This window comes from Bacillus cereus group sp. Bc010 (assembly GCF_027716745.1).
Classification (GTDB): domain Bacteria; phylum Bacillota; class Bacilli; order Bacillales; family Bacillaceae_G; genus Bacillus_A; species Bacillus_A pacificus.
The window spans coordinates 101,284-118,630 of sequence record NZ_JAQFUY010000015.1 but is presented as its reverse complement, the minus strand read 5'-3'; the positions used below and the strand labels follow the sequence as shown (position 1 = coordinate 118,630).

The following is a 17,347-nucleotide window of genomic DNA, read 5'->3' as shown; positions in this document are numbered from 1 at the left end:
CCAAAAGTACATTACGTGTTTTTTAGTTTGTTTGAACGAAAGTTCATTTTGTTTTCGTTCTTAAGTTGATGGGCATGGGGTACCGCCAGCATTTTTGAAAAAACCATGCTAAGAAAAATAGATACCAAAAAGCTAATTCTATAACCATGTATAAGATTAGAATTAGCTTTTTTAAATCATGTAATTGCTCTTTTTGTTCTACTTAGTTTGAAAATAATAAGGAGCTAATAACCCTTTTTCCAATAAATTTTGAACGCCATTAGGAAAGTAAAACATAATTTTTTCCGCTTCTTTTATGTTTATCCAGCTAATATCAGTAATCTCATTTTGATCTTGTATAGATATTTCTCCTCCTACTATTCTAGCTATAAAAGTAAAAATTATAGCGTGTGCCTGCGGAAAGAATTTTTCATTAATAGCAAATATATTTTCAATTTTAACTGTTAACCCAGTTTCTTCAAATGTCTCACGGATAACAGCTTGTTCTAATGTTTCTCCACTTTCTCTTGCTCCTCCTGGAAGACTCCATTCACTACCATCTTCACGTTTGTTTCCAACCATAAGAATTTTTCCATTGGTATCATCATAAATAAGCGCATATACTACATCAACTCGTTCCATTACTTCTCCTCCATTAAATAATTAAAATCATTATAAATGGTACTCTAATTAACGTACGTAAAAAAATCCTTGCCGTATATGTAATGTAGCAAAGTTTTTTTAGTTATTTAATTCTCGTTGCACTTCTGCTTTGCTAGCTAATACTTTAATTGTTTTAACAGCCTTTTGTTTAATTCCCACAATGCTGTTTTGTTGCTATCCCATTTCAAAAGCTTTACTGCTTCCTCAAAGCACAACCATTTATAATTGAAATGCTCTCTGGACAATTCAATACTTTTTATAGGAACTTTAACTCCAAAAGAAAATTCTTTTATAACATAAACATCTTCTCCCCCAAAAAAACCTCCAACTACATCCTCTACTGGGAATGAAGACACAGAATCTAGTTTCACATATGGGCATTCTCTTATAATACCAGCCTCTTCAAACGCTTCTCGTTTTGCTGATTCAATTGGGGTCTCACCATCTTCCCCACCACCAGCTATTCCTTGCCAATAGCCATAATCACTTTGTTTAAAAATGGCATATTGAATAGAATTATTGGTTATTATATAAGGAAATATCAATACTTGATATGGCGCTCTTATTGTTTAACCTCCTTGTACAAAGATAATGAAGTTGTTTAAAAATATATAATTTCTGCAAATTTATTTATAAAAATAATAATAAATTGCTTAAATTTCATTGAACTAAAAGCACCTGCAAGTTAAATAAGTTTTAGATTAAAAACTGAAGCCACTTATGTTCTGGTTCGTGTACTTCTAAAGCATATCGCAGCCATTTTTTCTTCTCATTATCAAGATAATCCTTTATAGCGATAAAGTCTTGATGGTCTTTTTCCCTTGTATTCTTCGCCTTATATAAAAGTACAATTTCTGGATTTAGGTATGGAATACCTGTTTTAGAAGTACTCCAAACGGAATTGAGTGGATAAGAAATCCTAAAGTCTCTTCTAAATATCCAATTACTTCCGTTTGTTTCATTAAGAAGAATTTCTATTTTATCTCCGTTTAACATATTCGAAGCATGTATTTCATGAATTGGCAAATCTAAAAATTCATTTTCCCAAGTATGAAACTTACCCTTAATTACCTTTTTGAACTCCCATTCATTAAGGTACTCTTTCAGATACTGTTGATCTTTTCGGAAAACAGCAAACTCTATATCTTCATGTTCTCTTGTCTCTTCACCAATAAAAAGGTCAATCGCCCACCCTCCAGCAAAAAAACACGTTCTATCAAAGCTTGACATTAATGAATTAATACTCTGACATTGTTCAAACGACATATAAATCCCCCAAAGAAAAAAGTTATCTGAAATCTACGCTCTTTTTGTTTATCGTAAATTAGTTATTTAATATAAAAAAAATAAATGTAAATAAAATCCAGCCTGTGATTCGTTTTTACACGTATCTCGGCTGAATCCCATTTTCGCCTATATACATTCTAAATGATTCGTATCATTGATAAAATGAATTACCTTTTCTTTATCCGTAAGTTCAATCATACTAATCCCTGTATCCCCTACTTTAAAATAGTAATCCATGTTAATTGGCATTTGGAAAAAGGCGCGTAATATAGTAGTAATTACCCCGCCATGAGCTACAATCGTAATCCGTTCATATTTATTTTCTGTCACAATTTTAGAAAATATCGTTTCAATTCTCATTCGAAACTCTATGAATGATTCTCCATTTTCAAAACGATCATGAAGAAATTTTGGCTCCGGATACTTTTTCGCTTCTTCAAAAGACATGCCAGCCTGTATACCATTATTAAATTCCATTAATTCTTCTTCAAATTTCACTGGACAACCAATAGCTTTCGCTAATGTTTCAGCAGTTTCTCGCGCCCTCTTTAATGTACTTGCCCATATAAAATCTGGTGGAAAGTCATTTTTCACTTTATGTACTAAACCTCCCACTTGTCTTCTACCCATTTCCGTTAATTCAAAATCTGCTCTTCCTTCATGCACGTTTAAAATATCCGCTTCCGATTCCCCGTGCCTAATTAATAGTATTTGCATACCGTTTCCCCCTTACATTTTTTAAAACAGATGGATATATTATCATATTTTACCGTTTTATTCAAATGTATAAGAAATCCTTTCTTTTAATAACATATTCTTTTACTTAGAAAATCTATTTTCTCTTCATACGACCAGTACTCTTTTCCCAACAAAAACAATACAGATTTGGGATTTAATTCATTATCACACTTACGTAATGGGGTAGTACTAGCGAAGCTGTCACCACCCGTAATAAACTTATTAATGTAACAAAAATGGTCGTTTTGTTACGGAAGATTATAGTTCTTATGTCTTAATATTTATACGAAAACAGTTAATCTTCTTTCAAAATGGTTAAACTTTATTTCAAATCCACAGAAATATCTATTAGTTGTTAGTTAAAAAGGAGTGCAATTGTAAGATTTTTTTCTTTGTGGTAGACCTCTTTTCTGTTCTACTGAAGAATAGAAAAGAGGTGTCACTGCGGAAGATGGGTGTAAATTGCATGCTATTTTACATTCAATATACATGTCTGTGTATTTTAAAAGATAAGTAAAAAGCGCGAGATCTGTTAGATGCTGGGGCGCAACAAAACTTAGAGAAATATATCGTTACTTACGATAAAGATATTGATGGGAGGGAAGTCTTTTGTTTGAATATTTATCCGAAAAAAGAAGCTTCACTATAAAGCTGGGGCAGATTATTGCACATGAGATTGTTAAAAATGGAATAATGTCGAAAGAATCGAGAAGTATTTATGATTTAAATATGATGAATCGATATGATCTAGCAGCTGTTGCACTTAGAAAAATGCCAGAGCGATATCTTGTTGGAACATATACTAGGGATAAAATCATTAAAGATATGGCAATGTATATTGATGAACGTATTCCATCCGCGTATGCGAAGTGGGGCGCAGAAGATAATTATAAAGCTCCCTCCAGAATTACTGTTAGTGCAGATAGTTATGGATTGATTTATCATTTTGAAGAAAATCGTAAAAAAAAGAATAAAGCTGTTTCTACTAAAAAACAGACTTTAAAATCCACTAAAATTGAAGTGAACATAGAAACTCAGGTTACTAAAAGTACAGATGAGCAAGTAAAAGATGCTAATTTTGTACAATTAACTCAGTATTTAAGGGAAAACGGTGTAGTTGTGGAGAAGCAGGTATTTCGGGCTATTTTGTTTGCTGTAAATGGAATGACCATCTACATGCAAACAAAGTCAGAAGCGATTAGAACGGCAAGTAAATATTGTAATGTAATGCAAAAGTCGATTAAAGAACACATTGATAGAATGGGAATAGTGAGTGAGAGAGCTTTAAAAACAAAAAGTAACTTTGGTAAAACAATGGCCAAAGCTGAAGCGATTTCTATTAATCAGCTAGAAAAGAGATTAGCAAGAGAGCAATGAAAACTGTAAAAACGAGGGCGATTACGTGCGCACTCGTTTTTATTTTTCTAAAGACATTAATCCAGAAACCGATACTGTATGCTTGAAATTAGAAGTATAAGGAGAAGAGAGCAGCTTGGTTGAAGATAGCTTTTGGCTGAGAAGTTCAGCTAACACTTGGTGTAGAAATCGCACGACTGTGGCATTAAATCGTTGATTCAGTCCTTCAGGACTGATGAGAGAACCTCTGTTGATACTTCTAAACAGCTACATAACTGAGTTAAAGAGGTTTTAGCAACATTTTGACTCATCCATACACATAGAGCTACTAAATCTTGTGCTTGGTACTTACTGGTTCATTGTACAAAACCTCTTATCTCCAGATTTTTTAAGAAATCTGGAGATAAGAGGTTTTGAATTTCTTGAGCAAATAGTTGTAATTCATCAGATACAGAAATAGACATACAAAAACGCCATCCTCTCATTTTTAACTTATACCGAAAGAATAGCGCTTTTTCCCATTTTTAAATAGTCTATTATGAGTTGTTTCTTGAAACGAGTACATGACTTATTTGATAAACGATAGGATATAAGAAAACCAGAAAGATTAATGGTTTATTATGCATATGGTTAAAATTCCATGTTCCTTCTGATAAAAATAAAGTTCCTAATGTTAATACATACATTACAAAACAACAAATTGATAAGCTTTTCTGTCTGATATGTAAGAACATTTCATCAATAAAATTCTCGCTCTCTTTTTTCCCTTTCAAAATTTTCTTCATAAATAATGATTGCAAAATGATTGTTGCTACAAATAACGACGTTATAGAAAGCTGTTGCTTCTCATACCATTCAAAAGCAAGTAAACCTATAATCACAATGTATAAACTAATAAATAAGATATTAATTCCATTTTTCATTTGCTTCTACTCCATATCTAGATTTTATAAATAAATAATTGATCAACCGTTACATCAAGGGATTTAGCTAAATTAAAAGCAAGTTCCAATGTAGGATCATATTTGTTATTCTCAATCGCATTAATTGTTTGTCTTGAAACATGACATAATTTAGCTAAATCGTCTTGGGAAAGCTTTTTCTCCTTACGTAAAATACGAATTATATTCTCCATTTTTATAAATATCACCCCTATTTTTGTCAAAAACTTTTTACATTCTTAGTTTATATAATTATTTTATAAATGTCAAAAACTTTTTACATTTATAAAAACAAAAGCTACCCCTACTACATTTTAAATAGAAAGGATTTTATTTTATTATCTTGATAGTGATAGATTTGTACTCCTAGTAGAAAAACGCCTTTTTTGCTTATAACGGAATATATAACTTAATAAATTAATAAGGAGAATGTACCATGGGACAAAGTATTAATCACATTTGTTTTTCAGTCTCAAATCTAGAGAAATCCATTGAGTTTTATCAAAATATACTTCAAGCAAAATTATTAGTAAAAGGTAGAAAGTTAGCTTATTTTGATTTAAATGGTTTATGGATTGCTTTAAATGTTGAAGAAAGTATACCAAGAAATGAAATTCAGCACTCATACACACATATAGCCTTTACTGTAACAAATAATGAATTTGATTCTTTAAAAGAAATATTAATTCAAAATCATGTTAATATCTTACCTGGACGAGAGAGAGATGAACGAGATAAACGGTCTATTTATTTTACAGATCCAGATGGTCACAAGTTTGAATTTCATACTGGTACTTTACAAGATCGTTTACAATATTATAAAGAAGATAAAAAGCATATGATTTTTTACTGATAAAAAAGCTAGTAAAATACTAGCTTTTCGCACTTCCATTTACTCTTTAAACTATGAAGACTCTTTTAGTAATCCCCTAAACAGAATTATCAATTTTCCAAAAGCTATTTATATGAATTCAACTCGTTTTTGTCGTTTCGGGGATATTTCAAAACCCTAGCTTGATAGCGATGTGGCGATACCCCTATAATAAAAAGGTAGGAACATTTTGTACATATCAACTATGTTTCTACCTTTTATTTTATAGAGTTTAACATCTATGACCTAAATATAAATCATTAGCTCTCTGTCTTTACTCCTGTACAGCCTTCAATACATCAATTAACTCTACGAGCTCAAGGAATACTTCAATCCCCTCGTTCAATTCATGATTGCCTTCGCCATCAACGGGCTTCAGAGCCATTTCTTTACGATTCAATGTACTCTTGGGTTTGTTATAATCATAATCAGTTTTATAAAAGTACATAGGATCGTTTATTTCAAAAAAGTCACTTAGCCTATTTATATGCTCTGCTATGTTATCCTTGCCTTTCAACATATCATAAAAAGCGTTCTTACCGATCCCAGTTCTCTCCATTACAAATGAATACTTTAATTCCCTAGACTCAATGAATATTTTTATATTTTACCTGCGATTTTATTAATTTCACTCATTTAATTGGTCCTCCGGTATACATTATTAACTGTATAAATCACTTATCATTTTGAAGCTTTTTTTACTCTAATTTATGTTTCTTTATGTAATATAATAATTATAATTGTAGTTCACTATTTTTGATATAGGATGGTATACTGACATTTTTAGTGAAATAGAAAATCCTAATGAAATTGAACGAGAACAATTAAGAAAGAAAAGAATAGAAGAACTACTGCAAATAATTGAGAAAGAGAAAGCTCTTAGAAGTCTATTGCTCTTTCCTCATAGGGTTGTATAAACCCTATTTAATCGCACACTCCACTTCTTTTCATTTTTTATTTTATGGAGGCATTTATGAACATCGTAGAAAAACAAGGAATTATTACAACTGGGTTTAATGAATTCCTTACTCAACGCAATTTCAATATATTAGAAGAATTTATAACTATACATTTCACCTTTTATTTTACAAATAATAGTATTAAAGAACCTGATATTATGGATAGGGAAAGATTTGAAGACTTCATGGTGAGATACTGGCTTATGATTCATACTAATAGATGGGTTATCAATAATCTAATTGAAAAGGAAGATTATATATTTGTTGAATATACTGAATATCTAACTTATAAAGAAGAAATGGCAGAATTTCTCCCAGAAAATCCAAATATAAAAGGAACTGGGATTATGAAAATTTATTTTATGGATGGTAAAATAGAAAAATTATATTTGGAAGTAAATTCATAAGAATAAACAGGACGAACGTCAATCCGTTCGTCCTGTTTTAATTATTTAATAATTCGAATAAATTTTTATCTAATTGCTAATGTAGTTTAATGAGGAGATGGAAATTTAGATTCCTGAATATACAGTAGTGAAATGCTATAAAAGGAAAATAAATAAGTGGTGTGAAGAAATAGAAATGTAGCTGTAAAAAAAGCTAAGCACAGTAAAAGAAATGTGAACATCTAGCTAAGCTTATTGATTAGTAAAATGATATGAATATCACAAGTTGTATGGTTTGTCTAAAATAGAATATATTGTTAATTTTTAATTTCATAGTCAATTTAATTGATATAATAGACATAGATAAAAAATCTAATTACAGGTATCAATAGCCAACTAAGGATTTGAAGATAAGTTATGGCAGATCGCACATAACTTATCTGGATCAAGCTTACTTGATACTATTAAAATTAGTCTCCACACGGATTGTATTTATTACATAGCAGTTCAAATAAATTTACATAGAAAGTAGGTCAGGTTTTGATAAAGGATAAATATTTCGAAATTGCACTAAGTGCAAGCACAAGTAAAGTATTGAATGAATTAAAAAGTATAAAAGAATCTTCAGAGGAAAAGAAAAATGAAATCCGGCGTAGATGGATATGGGAATTAATTCAAAACGCTTCTGATTGTACGCCTAGAGACAGTAGGATTAACATATCTTTAGAAATTACGGATAATAGAATTTCCTTCAGTCATGATGGAATGCCTTTTTCATATAAAAACCTACAATCGTTAATAACTCAGGTTTCTACAAAACAACAATCTGAAGAAAAATTGACAGGGAAATTCGGTACGGGATTTATGTCTACTTTTTTATTATCGGAGATTGTGGAAATTGAAGGAACTTTTATTCGTGAAAATGGCACCTGGGCTGATATGAATTTTACCATTGACCGTACTGATAAAGACTATCTTGATATTAGAAAGAAAACAGAAAAAATGTTAAGTGAGTTGGAAGTTTTAAATAGTAGTACTAATGAAGCTGCGGAGAAAATAAATAAAACAAAATTCATTTACAATCTTAATGGAACCTCTGAATCAATGGCAGCGGTACATCAAGGTGCAGAAGATTTACACACAACATTACCTTATCTTTTAGCATTTAACGAAAACATTCACTCCATAAAATATAATGGTGAGACATATGAAAGAGAAAAAAGCATTCTTTTATCCACTACGCCGAGCATCAATATTTTCGCTTTAAAAACTGGAAGTGTGGATAAAGATGATCAGAAGCATTTATTCTTTTTAACACAAAATAACGTATCAATCGCTTGTCCTGTGAAATGTGATTTTGAGAATGGTTTATTTTCTTTTCTCACTATTCCTGAGAACATGCCAAAGTTATTTTGCAATTTCCCATTAATCGGAAGTGAAGAATACGCCTTTCCTATCATTGTAAATTCTGATCTTTTTGACGTTGAAATAGATCGTGATGCAATAAGAGATGGCAATGAGGATAATAAAAAAATAATCGAAGAAGCAGTTTCTTTATATAAAAAATTAATAGATTATTGCACTGAAAATGTTAATACTAGAAATGAATTCAATATATGTTTACTAAAAAATCAGCAATATTCTGGTTTGCAAAAGTATTGCTATGATGAAATAAAGGGTTACATAGGGAAGAAGCCCCTTATACCGGTGTACAATTCTTCTAATTATCACCAAAGAAAGTCCTATTTGAACGATTCAGGAAAATGTCATATTTGTATACCTCAAGCAAAAAAAGAAGAAAATGACATTCCGTTTTGGAATTTATTCACTGATGCAGGACACAATAATATACCTACAATAGAAACCTTCTTGGGATGGAGAAAGGTTTTTGGTGGCAGCTACTATTTGAAAAATTTCAATTCGAAGTTCGAAGGGAAAAATATTATAGAATTTAATAATTTTTTAAATGAAGAAAAAAAGGCATGTGAGTGGTTAGATAGATTTTATTCGTTATGGGTTGATGATGAAGGCATGGAACAGGTCATTAAATCAGCGTTTGTACCCGCGCAAGATAAAAATTTTCATCCTATTAATAATCTCTTTTATGATTCAAATATCAACGACGTATTAAAAGGAGTTTTATTTGAGTTAGATTCTTCTTATAAAAAGAAGCTGTTGAACCGTAATATTTCTACATTTAATTCTTATTATCAAGAAAAACCTTTGAAACTAAAAGATACAGCGTCCTGCGCTAAGGCAATCGAAAGTAAAGTGATTGCCATTCTTTCAGAAGAGACTGTTGATCAAGCAAAGCGAACAAATGAAGTACAAGCTACTTTTAATCAACTAACCGACTTCTTTTTACGGGAACCTGAATTATCCGAAGAATTCTTATCTAAGCTTTTATCTAAAAGAATGCTGTTATCCTCACCTGAAGAAACTTTACGAAGAATGACAATTGCCGAAAAAGTTGAGCGACATGGGCTAGATATAGAAGGGTTGGATGAACTTTTAAACAACCAACAACAAATCAAAAACATTCTAGCAGACCCTCAATTAAATACAGAACAAATACGGGAATTATTAAAGCATGTTGTAACATCGACACCAGAAATGCGAAAGCATTTCAAATTCTTATTAGAAAGAAGTATTTTAAATGTCTATAATTATTTAAAAAAATCTCCACAATATAACCTTCCAGCAACCTTGGAAGAATGGCAAGCTAAAAAATATACAGAGACGATATTCCCTATTATAAAAGATCAAAAGGAACTCACAATTGTCATTCGTCCAACTGATGGTGACCAAATTATTTTTTATGGTGAAGAAGAATTAGAAGTTCTTGATAGTACGGAGTATGAGTTGTGGACGGATAACGGTATTGAGCAAAAGATTATAACATTGGGTGATCTACTCAAAACAACTGGCATCATAAAGATTCCTCTTAGAAAATTATAAAAGTCAGAGGTGGAACAATATTGAGAACAAAAGATGAAATTATACAAGCTATAAGAAATGTCGACAGAAATAATAAAAAATATATACACCCAGTTTTAACTCCTGAAAAAGCGGCTAAATATATTTCTGCTTTTTCAAATGGAAATGGGGGGGATATTATTATTGGTATACATGATGATGGGCAAACACTAAGAGTTAAAAATTATTTAGTCCCCTTTCAAATAGAAAATGCACTAAAACTTTTAAATATTAATGTAAACTATGTATTTGAACCTTTTCATTATGAAGGCAAGAAACTTTGTTATATTTCCATTGACAAATCAATGGATTTAGTCAAAGTTAATGATATTCCTTATAAAATTAACCAGAATGGAGAGTTGGTAGAAATGAAAACAAAAACAGTATTTCTTTCTTATTGTCATGCTGATGCAGACCTTGCAAATATTGTTGAGGAAAGTTTAAATAAACATGTTGATATTAGCGTGAGTAGGGACATAAACGCAACTCAATACAGAGACGATTTGGATGAATTCATGAAGACAATTAGAAGTCATGACTTTGTTGTTTCAATTGTAACTAGTAAGTATTTAGAATCTTTAAACTGTATGTATGAAATTACAGAATTGATGAAGGACTCTAATTTTAATGATAAGTTATTATTCATTATTGTTAACCAAGATGACGCTAAATATTACAAGGAACAGAATATATATGATAATTTTGAAGCAGGTATTTATAATTTTAATAAGCGTTTATCATACATCAAGTACTGGAACGATAGAGGAGAGGAAATGGAGAAAAGCATTAGAAGTGCAGACCTTCCTTCAGAAATGATTGCCGAATTTGCACTCGAAAAAAGAAAATTGATGTCTATAATTCCTTCAACAAATAGCTTTATGAGCTTATTGCAAAATAAAATAGGCAGGACATTTAAAGATATTAAAAAAAATGATTTCAAAGAAATTTTAGATGTAATTAAAGATTGATTATCGCAGATACATCTCACTTTTAATTTTTGTTTACTAATATAATAAATTTTAATCAAACAATCAATCTGAGTTACAATATATCTCTGAAGCCACCGACATCATACGAACTATTGTAAATTTGACGTTTATAAAAAAGATGCAATGTTTAAAATAAAGTCATGCTAAAATACTTATTTTACAAGGCTTTAGAAATATTTTAATCAATCTTTTTTATAAAAACCCACATCATATAAAAGCCCCCCCGCATTTTGATCAACCTTTGTTCAAAATGCGGGGGGTTCTACATATAAAAACAACGTTTACAGCACACTTTTAATCAATCCTTTTTATAAACTTACATTTGATACCAGGTAACTTTTGATAATCCACTGCTTTTGTGATTTAACTCATAAAGTTGCATATCCATAACTTTGAATAAAATTATGATTTATAAGGTCTAATATTACAAACAATCTCATTTAAAATAATCCATAAACTTTTCTGAGGCAACTTATTTTATATGTTAAATTCGTGGCTTGAATGAAATTTGCTCTTGTAATTAAATATGACCCGTGAAATCATGCTCTTTCTCTATTCCAAAACGTTTAATAGCGTCCTCTATCATTTCCCTAACTTCTATATCCGTTTTGTAGTATGGTATTTCTAAAATATGTATACCTGCTTTGTTTAACATTTGACGTTTGATATTATCACGTTTCACCGTTATTTTAAAGCCTTTTTCACCATCGAATATCTCAATCGGTCTATAATGTTGTATCCCATTATATTCAATAACAAGTGTCGGTTTGCCCTTGCTGTATAAAACAAAGTCCGGTCTTAATCTCGTATGTTTCTTGAATCCTATGTCTCCGAACGAAACTTGTGTATCAAATAAAACATTATGTGATTCTAAAATTTCGGTTACAAGTTTTTCACCTGTCGACTCATTACATTTTGGACAAGCTGAGCCTTTATTTACAACATTTAAAGGTGCGGCATCCCATTCGTGACCATACGCCTTGCAACGATGCGTTATTTTTGTCCTAGCATTTACGTATGTTCCTATAACCTTAATCTTATCACCGTGTATTTCAAAAACTTCCCTAACATATCTTTCATGTGTACGCTTCATTTTCCCACCACACACTATGCAACCTTTTCCCCCTAAAATATCTGTCGGCATTGGGTTCCATTCGTGGCCACACTTACATTTATGTTTTGTTTTTTCACGCGCTCCTTTATACATTCCGATAACTCGGATATTATCACCATGAACTTTATAAACGCATTGTATATAATCATCTTGCGTTTTGTTCTTACCTACACATTTTGGACAACCTCTTCCTTTTAAGATGTTTGTTGGTGCTGCGCTCCAAATATTTTTACATACGTTACATTGGTGATCTGTGGTATTTCTGGCGCCATTGTATGTACCGATAACTGTGATATTATCACCATGAACTTTTAAAATCTCTGCTGCATATTGTTTTTTTGTCTTTTTTCGTTCTTTACTTAAGTTTTTATTTCTACATCTTGGACAACCACTACCTCTTAAAAGGTTTATAGGTCTTACAGTCCATTCATGCGAACATTTTGTACAACGATGCATTATCTTTTTAGCGTTTGTTTCATAGTTTTCGATAACCTCGAATTCGTCCCCACGTTTTTCTAATAGTTCCTCATGCGTTTTACTTTTTCCCATTTCAAATACTCCTATATTCCTGATAGAGAAGGAATATTTTTTATCCTTCTACTTCATAAAGGTTGTATATCTATACTTCATTTTATATTTAAATCAAATATATCACTATTTCATAATTACTTACATTATACGATAGTTATAGAGAATAACATTTTCCTACATTGTGGCGAATACAAAGGTTCAACTATAATTGAGGTAGCAATGAAATACGCTTTTTGTTGATATTCTTTTAATCTTTCAACGATGTTGTATAGGCTTGTTAATCTAATTCTTTAATGGTTGCTTGCTAAGTATTTTTGTGACTTTCCTCATAAAGTTGCCGCTAAATGAAGCATACGCTATTTTAGTTCTAATTCATGTTTCTTTATGCAATACATTAATTGTATTCGTAGTTCATTATTTTTTTAAATAATAAACTAAATACAACCTTTGTTTACTATTTTATTATGTGAGTACAACGACAAATTATTGTTTTAATTCAATTTTTATCCCTCGTATGTCTCAAATAACTTTTTCAAATACTCTAGATTTCCTTCTGATATATATTGCTCAGCTTCTATCAAGCGTGTTGCTAATTCAGCCTTTGTTAAACGCATATACTGTTTGTACACATTCTTTAAATTTCTGTCCGGCTTTAATTGCTCGAACTTATGAAAAGTATATTTTTCATTTTCCCGATAGGGGAGATGCCTTTCTAACTCTTTTTGTTTTTTCTTATAGCTCTTACTCTTTTCTTTATAATATGCATAGAGTTCTTCATGATTTCTAATAGTGTTAAAATGAATCCCTTTACCTTGTTCATCAAGTTCTTTTGTCTTTTTAGATACATTGTGTAAGGTAACTTCTTTTCTCTCCGTAAGGAGGGTATCTATTGCCTTTTTACCTAGTTCAAAAGAGTTAACCCTTCGTTTCTCGTAATCGCTTTCTAAACCACTTTTATGTTTTTTTAATGATGAGTCTTGGCTCATTCTCCTTATCCCTCCTATACTCCTCGATTAATGCTATTTCTTTCAATTCAACTTTCGCATCATGTACCGTTTTTTTCATTTTCAAAACTTCCAGTTTGTAACCTTTTTCCTGATAATAATCTTTCGTTTTTTCTGCCCATTCTAAATAATCAAGTAATTCATGTTTTTGTTCTGGTTCAGGTATTTTAGTAGCGCACCCTACACATGCAAGTTTTGTTGGACAAATCTTGTTAGTAACACATGTACCCCCAACGGTTTTACTAAATGGTCCGCTGATCTCTCTTTGACGCTCAAAAAGAGCTTGTATCTCTTCTGGTTGTCTTAAAACGGCTTTCATCATATCAGTTGTAGTAGCAATGGAAGTATGAAAATCGGATACAATATCGGCTACTTGGCTTTGGGTAGGTTGAGAGTAATATTTTGTAACGTCTAAATCCTTTTGATTAAGAATCATTGCTACGACGTCAATCGGAAGGTCTTCTGCTTGTACGGCGTGGGTCGCAAAACCATGACGTAATAAGTGCGGTTTCAACTTTACCAACTTCTTGTCTTGTGTTTCATAAATCAATCCAAAACAGATGAAGTTTAAAACACATGAAAAAGCAAAGTTTCCAAAATGTTTACCATGAAATTGAAATAAGTAAGAGTGGTCTGGTAGCGATGCACCCTGGTTCTTCAAATAACGAAAATCCACTATTGGAATTGAGCCTTTATAATGTTGATCTCTTAGGTAAAAAGCAACTTCTGCTATTAAATCAAAAGTATCTTTGGTCGTATAAAAAACTGCTGGCTCATCTCTTCCTTTCGGAATAACTCTAAATATGTACGATGTTTTTACTTCATTTGTTTCTGAATCAGTGATACTTCCCTGGTCTAAACAATTAATACCAAGATGAACTTGCGCCACTTCACCTAGCCTTGCACCTGAAGACGTAAATAGATCTAGTGCTGTCGCGCCAAAAAGAGCTGTAACATACAAAGTCTCAACGTTCATTAAAATGCCCTCGGCATATTCCTGAACGTTAGTTATAAAAGTCCCTTGTGCTAGAATACCTTTATGGCTGGACTGAAAAGGTTTATTAAGCCCTTTTGAATCGAGTTCCCTATATCCATACATCTCAAATATTTTCAACCTTTCATTTATTTGTTCTTTACTTAAAGATCGGTACCAATTTCCGATTAATTGATGTTCCAAAATAGGTAAAAACCAAAAGCCTTCAGTTTCTTCTACGGGTTTACTGGTTTCATCATCTAATATTTCTGCTTTTAAAAACTCGACGAAGTATTCGTTGTTTTCATCCGAAAAAGTATCTCTTCGCGCCTTTGCATTATTAATGGTTACGGAAGAATAATTTTTACTATGATGAAGTACGAAAGACGGTTTATCCCATAATCGAAAGGAAAAAAGCTCCTTTGATATATCTCTGCGTTCCTCGTTTTCAATATAAGAAAATTCAAAAGGAAGAGGATATCCGTTATCTTTTACAAATTCTACAACCTCAAGATATTTCTGTCGTAAACGTCTAACTTTGTTTAAACGAAACCCACCTTCGGCACGAATTTTTATAAATTCTTTGGAAATTGCGTCTGTTTCAGACTTCCTTCTACTTTTCGCAGCCTCCCTTACTGTTGTGTTAATTTTAAAATCTTTACTATCCAGGTTTGTTTTAGGGAGTAAAAAAGGATCGAACACTTCTTGTTGCGCCCTTGTCAACTTGGTCGAATGCCACTTATGCACACTTTTTGCAACTCTTTTATACTTTTTAAAGAAATCACTTCTCTTATTATCTGAATGGGAGGGAAGAATCTCCCCTCGTAGATAATCGGACAGATGTATATCTACATCAAAATCATTAACACTTGCTAATTTGGATTCTTGAAAGAGTTGCTTGAGACCGATATGTGTCTTTCCAAAATTTGCGTGAATAGATTTAGGGTTTAAGTTTTGATTGGATATTACCATCAACCCTAGTGCTAAGTGATTTGTAAAAGGATAACCACAACAGTTGTTTTTGAAGTAACGCAATTGTATAGGGTTAACCTTGTCCCAAAAGTAGCCTCGTTTATCCTGATAGGAGAGGATGTTGTCATTAACTTTTCCTTTTAAATCTTGATACCATAGTTTGCTTTCTAATTCATCAATCACATTCCCACACCCTTAGGCTTATTTATAGATTAACTATTCAATTCATTAATAAAACCCATCAAATCATGTTGTTTTTCAGACATTTGAGCGATCTTATTTCGGGGTTCAACTGAAGGTTGTTTAGCCCTCTTACGAGGTTTTAGCTTATTTAAATACTCCTCCTGATCCTTTTTCATCTTTTCTAGCAATCTATCATGCTGCTCTATCACATAATCTTTCTCATCAACATGATGTTCATAGACTTTTATTGTGTCTGCTTTGTCGCTCCAATTCATATAAATTCGTAATCGTTCTATTGCATTGTCCTGTTCTACTTTGTCCTTGTATTTTTCGCGAATCATCCGAATGCTACGGGTCACGAACCAATGACGTGTTTTATGAATGTTGATTTTTATTTCTGCTTTTTCCATGATGTTTACCCAATTTTTTAAAAAGGCATCATAAGTGTAGGGATTTCCATACTGATTAAGAAATATTGGGATGTCATCAGCTATGTCATTCATGTTTAAACCACTTTTATCAACTTTCTTTCTAGCACCATGGATATAACGATCAAGTAGTTTTAACGTGTCATTATCTACTTTCAAAAACTTTGTTCTTTTTCCATGGCTTCCCTTATTAAAGGTAGCAAACTCACCCTTATCGTACCTACCACGATAATCTCCAAATGTAAGTTTGATAACTTCTGTTGCTCTTGCCCCAGTTTGAAATAGTATTGTTGTAATAATCTCATCTCTAAGCTTCCATTTACTGTCCTTCCCAGCCTTATAAATCATAAAGGGGAGGTAAGGATCATCAATAATCTGAGGTTTCCACTCGCCATTTATGACCTTAAAAAAGGAGTCGGTTAATTTTCGAGCTCCTTTAGGTAAAGGTTCTTCTGTACCTGCCTCTTTAGGCATTCTAGGTTTTCCTTCTCTAACACCCTCTATTTGCGTTTCATACTCGTCTAAAATAGCGTGTGCATCAATAAGTGGATTAGGGTAAAGGTACATTTTCATGTGTATCATGATTTTGTAGAAAAATTTTAAAGCACTTAACATCCTACTGACAGTATTAGGACTTTTATTTGTTAACTTTACATTGTAATACGTTTTGCTATCGCTTGTTGTAACCTTACAATGGGCTTTATGCATCAAAAAATCCTCTATGGCTATCCGTACAATATGAGGTTTATCATCCCAATTTACAGTTCTTCCTTGATAATTACTGTCAGTATGTAACCAGGTAAAAAAAGTATAGAGTGTTTTTAGATAGGATTCTGCGCTGCTATCCGATATTCTACCTAGCGCCTCTTTGTAAAAGACTGTAAGAGGCAAAAAAGGTCTATTATGTTTATCCAGCACAATCAATTTGAACTTCTTGCTTTTTACCCCTTCAGGGCATTTAACATGGTAATAGTAACTGCTTTTCATCTTAGTTCAA

Annotated in this window: 16 protein-coding genes and 1 pseudogene; 5 read left to right on the top strand and 12 right to left on the bottom strand. The window is 31.8% G+C overall.

The annotated features are described in order from the left end of the window. Positions 1-198: 198 nt before the first annotated feature. The 4 genes from PDQ68_RS17410 to PDQ68_RS17395 all read right to left on the bottom strand — a co-directional run bounded on the left by PDQ68_RS17410 (position 199) and on the right by PDQ68_RS17395 (position 2,646). Positions 199-621, bottom strand: coding sequence for an NUDIX hydrolase (locus PDQ68_RS17410; RefSeq protein ID WP_061183437.1), 423 nt, complete (start codon positions 619-621; stop codon positions 199-201). Positions 622-758: 137 nt separating this feature from the next. Continuing rightward, positions 759-1,208: an NUDIX hydrolase gene (locus tag PDQ68_RS17405; protein ID WP_061183436.1), complete on the bottom strand. Its 450-nt coding sequence runs from the start codon at positions 1,206-1,208 to the stop codon at positions 759-761. 130 nt (positions 1,209-1,338) lie between these two features. Continuing rightward, positions 1,339-1,908, bottom strand: a complete 570-nt coding sequence (locus tag PDQ68_RS17400) for a nucleotidyltransferase domain-containing protein (RefSeq protein WP_270786897.1) — start codon at positions 1,906-1,908, stop codon at positions 1,339-1,341. Positions 1,909-2,055: 147 nt separating this feature from the next. Continuing rightward, a complete protein-coding gene (locus tag PDQ68_RS17395) occupies positions 2,056-2,646 on the bottom strand; it encodes a histidine phosphatase family protein (RefSeq protein WP_270786896.1) in 591 nt (196 codons plus the stop codon). A 630-nt stretch (positions 2,647-3,276) separates the two neighbouring features. Between PDQ68_RS17395 and PDQ68_RS17390 the strand changes: the two genes are divergently transcribed. After that, a complete protein-coding gene (locus PDQ68_RS17390; RefSeq protein WP_270786895.1) occupies positions 3,277-4,044 on the top strand; it encodes a hypothetical protein in 768 nt (255 codons plus the stop codon). An 81-nt stretch (positions 4,045-4,125) separates the two neighbouring features. On the opposite strand, the pseudogene PDQ68_RS17385 reads toward PDQ68_RS17390, so the two are convergent. The 3 genes and pseudogenes from PDQ68_RS17385 to PDQ68_RS17375 form a co-directional block, all read right to left on the bottom strand. After that, positions 4,126-4,487: pseudogene (locus PDQ68_RS17385) on the bottom strand (IS4 family transposase); the annotation flags it as partial. A 72-nt stretch (positions 4,488-4,559) separates the two neighbouring features. Continuing rightward, positions 4,560-4,946: a hypothetical protein gene (locus tag PDQ68_RS17380; RefSeq protein WP_061183432.1), complete on the bottom strand. Its 387-nt coding sequence runs from the start codon at positions 4,944-4,946 to the stop codon at positions 4,560-4,562. A 17-nt stretch (positions 4,947-4,963) separates the two neighbouring features. Beyond that, positions 4,964-5,158, bottom strand: coding sequence for a helix-turn-helix transcriptional regulator (locus tag PDQ68_RS17375; RefSeq protein ID WP_270786894.1), 195 nt, complete (start codon positions 5,156-5,158; stop codon positions 4,964-4,966). 242 nt (positions 5,159-5,400) lie between these two features. On the opposite strand from PDQ68_RS17375, the gene fosB reads away from it, so the two are divergent. After that, positions 5,401-5,817, top strand: a complete 417-nt coding sequence (fosB, locus tag PDQ68_RS17370; protein ID WP_061184277.1) for a FosB family fosfomycin resistance bacillithiol transferase — start codon at positions 5,401-5,403, stop codon at positions 5,815-5,817. 292 nt (positions 5,818-6,109) lie between these two features. On the opposite strand, the gene PDQ68_RS17365 is transcribed toward fosB, so the two are convergent. After that, a complete protein-coding gene (locus tag PDQ68_RS17365; protein WP_235590150.1) occupies positions 6,110-6,394 on the bottom strand; it encodes a hypothetical protein in 285 nt (94 codons plus the stop codon). A 414-nt stretch (positions 6,395-6,808) separates the two neighbouring features. On the opposite strand from PDQ68_RS17365, the gene PDQ68_RS17360 reads away from it, so the two are divergent. The 3 genes from PDQ68_RS17360 to PDQ68_RS17350 all read left to right on the top strand — a co-directional run bounded on the left by PDQ68_RS17360 (position 6,809) and on the right by PDQ68_RS17350 (position 11,124). Next, the gene (locus tag PDQ68_RS17360) at positions 6,809-7,201 is read left to right on the top strand and encodes a hypothetical protein (RefSeq protein ID WP_270786893.1); all 393 of its coding nucleotides are present in this window, start codon (positions 6,809-6,811) and stop codon (positions 7,199-7,201) included. Between the two features lie 519 nt (positions 7,202-7,720). Then, the gene (locus tag PDQ68_RS17355; RefSeq protein WP_270786892.1) at positions 7,721-10,138 is read left to right on the top strand and encodes an ATP-binding protein; all 2,418 of its coding nucleotides are present in this window, start codon (positions 7,721-7,723) and stop codon (positions 10,136-10,138) included. Between the two features lie 20 nt (positions 10,139-10,158). Beyond that, positions 10,159-11,124 carry a toll/interleukin-1 receptor domain-containing protein gene (locus PDQ68_RS17350; protein ID WP_061183429.1) on the top strand — a complete coding sequence of 322 codons (966 nt, stop codon included), beginning with the start codon at positions 10,159-10,161 and terminating at the stop codon, positions 11,122-11,124. 541 nt (positions 11,125-11,665) lie between these two features. Here PDQ68_RS17350 and PDQ68_RS17345 read toward each other — a convergent pair. The 4 genes from PDQ68_RS17345 to PDQ68_RS17330 form a co-directional block, all read right to left on the bottom strand. After that, positions 11,666-12,808: a zinc-ribbon domain-containing protein gene (locus PDQ68_RS17345; RefSeq protein WP_061183428.1), complete on the bottom strand. Its 1,143-nt coding sequence runs from the start codon at positions 12,806-12,808 to the stop codon at positions 11,666-11,668. 485 nt (positions 12,809-13,293) lie between these two features. Beyond that, a complete protein-coding gene (locus tag PDQ68_RS17340) occupies positions 13,294-13,776 on the bottom strand; it encodes a hypothetical protein (RefSeq protein WP_061183427.1) in 483 nt (160 codons plus the stop codon). Beyond that, positions 13,745-15,922, bottom strand: a complete 2,178-nt coding sequence (locus tag PDQ68_RS17335) for a site-specific integrase (RefSeq protein ID WP_061183426.1) — start codon at positions 15,920-15,922, stop codon at positions 13,745-13,747. The genes PDQ68_RS17340 and PDQ68_RS17335 overlap by 32 nt, the downstream gene beginning before the upstream one ends. 29 nt (positions 15,923-15,951) lie before the next feature. Continuing rightward, complete coding sequence (locus tag PDQ68_RS17330; RefSeq protein WP_061183425.1) at positions 15,952-17,337, bottom strand: tyrosine-type recombinase/integrase; 1,386 nt, start codon at positions 17,335-17,337, stop codon at positions 15,952-15,954. Positions 17,338-17,347: the final 10 nt, after the last annotated feature.